Source organism: Streptomyces sparsus (assembly GCF_054776295.1).
The window spans coordinates 1-4,945 of record NZ_BAAHCA010000325.1; the positions used below are offsets into that span (position 1 = coordinate 1).

The 4,945-nt window shown below is 71.6% G+C and carries 7 protein-coding genes; all 7 read right to left on the reverse strand.

The features are described from left to right. Window positions 1-56: 56 nt before the first annotated feature. Window positions 57-926: a bifunctional DNA-formamidopyrimidine glycosylase/DNA-(apurinic or apyrimidinic site) lyase gene (gene mutM, locus ACYVE9_RS15500; protein WP_461028433.1), complete on the reverse strand. Its 870-nt coding sequence runs from the start codon at window positions 924-926 to the stop codon at window positions 57-59. 84 nt (window positions 927-1,010) lie between these two features. After that, a complete protein-coding gene (rnc, locus tag ACYVE9_RS15505; protein ID WP_461028434.1) occupies window positions 1,011-1,769 on the reverse strand; it encodes a ribonuclease III in 759 nt (252 codons plus the stop codon). A 19-nt stretch (window positions 1,770-1,788) separates the two neighbouring features. Continuing rightward, window positions 1,789-1,962, reverse strand: a complete 174-nt coding sequence (gene rpmF, locus ACYVE9_RS15510; RefSeq protein WP_023527756.1) for a 50S ribosomal protein L32 — start codon at window positions 1,960-1,962, stop codon at window positions 1,789-1,791. 2 nt (window positions 1,963-1,964) lie between these two features. Next, entirely contained in the window at window positions 1,965-2,567 is a 603-nt protein-coding gene (locus ACYVE9_RS15515) for a YceD family protein (RefSeq protein WP_461028435.1), read from the reverse strand. A 177-nt stretch (window positions 2,568-2,744) separates the two neighbouring features. Further along, complete coding sequence (locus ACYVE9_RS15520; RefSeq protein WP_461028436.1) at window positions 2,745-4,088, reverse strand: ATP synthase F0 subunit B; 1,344 nt, start codon at window positions 4,086-4,088, stop codon at window positions 2,745-2,747. Window positions 4,089-4,139: 51 nt separating this feature from the next. After that, window positions 4,140-4,619, reverse strand: a complete 480-nt coding sequence (coaD, locus tag ACYVE9_RS15525; RefSeq protein WP_461028437.1) for a pantetheine-phosphate adenylyltransferase — start codon at window positions 4,617-4,619, stop codon at window positions 4,140-4,142. Window positions 4,620-4,645: 26 nt separating this feature from the next. After that, window positions 4,646-4,945 (reverse strand): RsmD family RNA methyltransferase (locus ACYVE9_RS15530; RefSeq protein ID WP_461028438.1); only part of this gene is annotated, 300 nt, incomplete at its 5' end.

Sequence of the window (4,945 nt, forward strand, 5' to 3'; positions counted from 1 at the left end):
CCCCCCCCCCCCGCTGCCGTGTGGGGCCGGGCGCCGCGCGGACGCGGTGGCGGCTCTCAGCCGAGGCGGGGCGGGCGCTGGCAGCGCGGGCAGAAGTAGCTGGACCGGTTCATCCAGGGGCGCCGGCGGATCGGGGTGCCGCAGCGGCGGCAGGGCTCCCCCTCCCGCCCGTAGGCGTCGAGGGAGCGGTCGAAGTAGCCGGACTGGCCGTTGACGTTCACGTACAGGCTGTCGAAGCTGGTGCCGCCCACCGCGAGCGCCGCGTTCATCACGTCCCGCACGTGGGTGAGCAGCTCCGCGGTCCGGGGCGCGGTGAGCGTGGCGGTGGGCCGCTCGTAGTGCAGCCGAGCGCGCCACAGCGCCTCGTCGGCGTAGATGTTGCCGACGCCGCTGATCAGCGACTGGTCGAGCAGGGCGCGCTTGACGGTGGTCCGCTTGCGGCGCAGCGCGGCGTGGAGGGCCGTCTCGTCGAACTCCGGGTCCAGCGGGTCGCGGGCGATGTGCGCGATGACGTCGGGCAGGCCGCCCTCGGTGAGCGGGTGCAGGGACAGCCCGCCGAAGGTGCGCTGGTCGACGAAGCGCAGCTCGCTGCCGTCACCGTCGGCGAAGGTGACCCGGACCCGCAGGTGCTTCTCGTCGGGGGCGTCCGGCGGCTGCACGAGCAGCTGTCCGCTCATGCCGAGGTGGGCGAGCACGGCGAAGTCCTCGGCGGCGTCCGGACCGGAGAGCGGCAGCCACAGGTACTTGCCGCGGCGCAGCGGCGTACCGACGGTCCTGCCGGGCAGCCGCGCGGCGAAGTCGGCACCGCCCGCCAGGTGGCGGCGGACCGAGCGGGGGTGCAGCACGGTGACCGCGGCGACGGTACGCCGGCTGACCCAGCGGTCCAGTCCCCGCCGGACGACCTCGACCTCGGGCAGCTCGGGCATCGGCACTCCTCCAGGGCGTGAGCCGACAGCGCCCCGGTGTCCGGCGGAGGGTCCGTCGGACACCGGGGCGGCGGCGGTCGTGCGTCAGCGGGCGGATTCGGCCGAGGCCTCGGTGGCCGCGCGGATCCCCCGCCAGGCGGTCTCGGCCGCCTGCTGTTCTGCTTCCTTCTTGCTGCGGCCGGTGCCGGTGCCGTACGCGACACCACCGACGCGGGCAGCAGCCGTGAAGGTCTTCTCGTGGTCGGGGCCGGTCTCGGTGACCAGGTACTCGGGAACACCCAGCCCCTCGGCCGCGGTGAGTTCCTGGAGGCTGGTCTTCCAGTCCAGTCCGGCACCGAGGCTGGAGGACTTCTCGATCAGCGGGTCGAAGAGCCGGTGGATCAGCTCGTCCGCTGCCGGAAGCCCCTGGTCGAGGTAGACGGCACCGATCACCGCCTCCAGGGTGTCCGCGAGGATGGACGCCTTGTTCCGCCCTCCGGTGCCTTCCTCGCCCCGGCCGAGCCGGACGAAGGAACCCAGTTCGAGGCCGCGGGCGACCTCGGCGAGTGCCCGGGAGTTGACCACTGCGGCACGCAGCTTCGCCAACTGCCCCTCGGGCAGGTCCGGATGGGTGCGGTAGAGGGTGTCGGTGACGACCAGACCGAGAACGGAGTCCCCGAGGAACTCCAGGCGTTCGTTGGTGGGCAGCCCACCGTTCTCATAGGCGTAGGAACGGTGTGTCAGCGCACGCACCAGAAGGGCGGACTCGAGGTGGTACCCGAGCCGCCCTTCCAGGAGCGTGTGGGACGAGGCCGCATCCACCAGGTCCGCCGAAGCCTTCTTGGGCGTGCTGGCGTCTGACATGGAGCCTGTCACCCGCCGATCAGACCTCGAGGACCTGACGCTTGTTGTAGGTGCCGCAGCTCGGGCACGCGATGTGCTGCTGCTTCGGCTCCTGGCAGCGCTCGCATTTCACCAGGGTGGGGACCGCAGCCTTCCACTGCGACCGGCGGTGGCGCGTGTTGCTGCGCGACATCTTCCGCTTCGGAACAGCCACGGCTACTTCTCCTGCTTCTCGTCGGCACCCGGAGCGGCGCCGTTCACGTTGTCCTTCTCGCCGTCCTGGATGGTTTCGGCGAGTCCCTGCAGTGCCGCCCAACGGATGTCGACGGCGTCGTCGTGCTGGTGGTCCGGGTCGTCCGCGAGCCGGGCGCCGCACACGGCACACAGCCCCGGGCAGTCCTCCCGGCACACGGGCTTCATCGGCAGTGAGAGCACCACCGCGTCCCGCAGCACCGGCTCGAGGTCGAACAGGTCGCCCTCGAGGGAGAGACCTTCTTCCTCTTCCTCGGCGTCGTCGCCGGCTGCCGCAGCGCGGTTCCGGTCGTCGGCGTCGGGGTAGGAGAACATCTCCTGGAAATCCGCCTCGCACTCCTGCTCGAGCGGCTCCAGACACCTTACGCACTCCCCTGTCAGCGGTGCACGGGCGGTGCCTGTGACAAGCACCCCTTCCATGACCGACTCCAGTCGGAGGTCCAGCTTCATCGGTGCGCCCTCGGGCACCCCGATGACCTCGATGCCGAGATGCTTCGGCGCCTCGACCGTGCGGGAGAGCTTCTTCATCGCACCTGGACGCCGCCCCAGCTCACGTGTGTCGAACACGAGCGGGGCACGGTGATCCAGGGGGGCGTTCAGAGCTTCCTGCTTTCTACGGTACGAGTGGGCCGACGCCGAAGTCTCCGGGCAGCCTGGCAGCGCGGACGTACGCGCGGCCGAACAGACAGGATACTGGACACGTCCCGATCGGCCCAATTCGGTCCGGGCCGGGGCAGAGCCCGGCTACCGGCCCTGCTCGTACTGCCGCAGCTGGTCCAGGTCGATCATGCTGGTGTCGAAGAGGCTGGTCTCGTCCAGCGCACCGGCCTGCTGACCGCCCGGCGGGGGGCCGCCCGGCGCCTGGTCGTAGCCGCCCTGCGGCGGGTAGGGGCCCTGCGGCGGATACGGCTGCTCCTGCTGCGGGTAGCCGGGCGCGGGGGCCTGCTGGCCGCCGTACCCGCCTGCCCCGTAGGGGTCCGCGGCATAGTCCTGCTGGACGTAGCCCTGCGGCGCGTACTCCTGGCGGGCGTAGTCCTGCTGACCGCCTCCGGGCACCGCCCCGCCCTGCGGGTCCTGGCCGTAGCCGCCCTGGGCGGCGTAGGGCTGCTGCGGGTAGCCGTACGGCTCCTGCAGCGGGGCCGCCGGATAGGCGTCCTGGTCGGCCGCTGCGGGCTGGTAACCGTAGGCGTCCTGCCCGTACGTCTCCTGCGGGTAGGGCTGCTGCGCCTGCCCGCCGTACGAGTCCTGCGGGTATCCGTCCGCCTGCTCCTGCGGGTACCCGTCCGCCTGCCGGGCGGCCGGCACGGCGTACGGGTCCACGGCCGGCTGCGGCGAACGGGTGGGCCGGGGGGACGGCTCGCCCGCGGCGAGGTCGGCGAGGTACTCGGCGTCGCTCGCCCGCGGCTGGTGGCTGATGCCGGCGGCCTCGTCCTGGGCCGCCATGTGGGCGCCCAGATCGTCGCTGGGCCGGTGGCCGGTCAGCTTCTGGCGACCGCGGCCGACCGCCTCCAGGGTCTTGGACAGGACCGCCTCGAAAGCCCGGAACTGGGCCTCCACGTAGGCGTCGGCCCGGTCGCGCAGTTCGGCGGGGTCCGCCGGACGGTCGGGGGCGTCGTCGGCGTGGTCGTCCTGGTCGCCGTCGGGAGCGCGACCGAGCAGCTTCTCCCGGCCGCGGTCCACCGAGCCGATGGTCTTGCTCAGCACGACCTCGAAGTTGGCCAGCTTGCTATCGACGTAGTCGTCCGCCTCGGCGCGGATCTCCGCGGCCTCGCGGCGGGCGTCACCGAGGATCCGGTCGGCCTCCTCCTGGGAGAGCCGAGCGATCTCCGTGCCGGCGACCAGCGATCCGCGCTCGCTCCGGGCGGCGGCGATGATCCGCTGGGCCTCCTCCTGCGCATCGGCGACGACCTGCTCACGGTCACCGAGCACCTCGCGCGCCTGAGCCAGCGAGCCCGGCAGCGCCTCGCGCACCTCGCCGAGCAGGGCCAGCAGCTCCGCCCGGTTCACCACGCAGGAGGCCGACATGGGCATGGATCGGGCGTTCTCGACCGCCGCGACGATCTCGTCGAGTCTCTGCTGTACGTCCACGGCGACGACTGTACGGCCACCGCCTGCCGGAGCGACAGCCGATGGCGGGTGTCAGGGCCGGGCGAGCCGCTCGGTCAGCGCGCCCAGCACCGAAGGCGGCACCAGGTGCGAGACGTCGCCGCCCCAGGTCGCCACTTCCTTGACCAGGCTGGAGGAGAGAAAGCTGTACGTGGGGTTGGTCGGTACGAACAGCGTCTCCACACCGGAGAGGCCGATGTTCATCTGGGCCATCTGCAACTCGTAGTCGAAGTCGCTGACCGCGCGCAGGCCCTTCACGATGGCGGGGATGTCGCGCTGCTTGCAGAAGTCGACCAGCAGACCGTGGAACGCCTCGATCTCGATGTTGCCGTACTCGGCGGTGACCTCCCTGATCAGCTCGAGTCGCTCGTCGACGGTGAAGAGGCCCTGCTTGCTCTTGTTGATCATCACCGCGACGTGCACGACGTCGTAGAGCTTGGAGGCTCGGCCGATGATGTCGAGGTGCCCGTTGGTGATGGGGTCGAAGGACCCCGGGCAAACGGCACGGCGCACTGGCGTTTCCTCGCTCTCCGAGCTGGTCATGACGCGTCGGTGACTTCTGGTGGGGCGGCGCGACCGTACCAAAGCGTTCCTTCGCCGTAGCGACGGGACCGGAGCCCCTCGAACCCTTCGGGCCACCGGAATTCACCGCCTCGGGTGCCGCGCTCCACGGTGACGAGCGCGTCCGCGGAGAACCAGCCCTGGACGCGGAGTGTGAGGATAATCTCCCGAAGATCGCCGTCGGAGACGGCGTAGGGCGGGTCCAGGAAGACGACGTCGTAGGGCGGCCCGTCGGGCGCCTCCGAGGCGACCTGCGCGGCGCGGGCGGTGCGCACGCG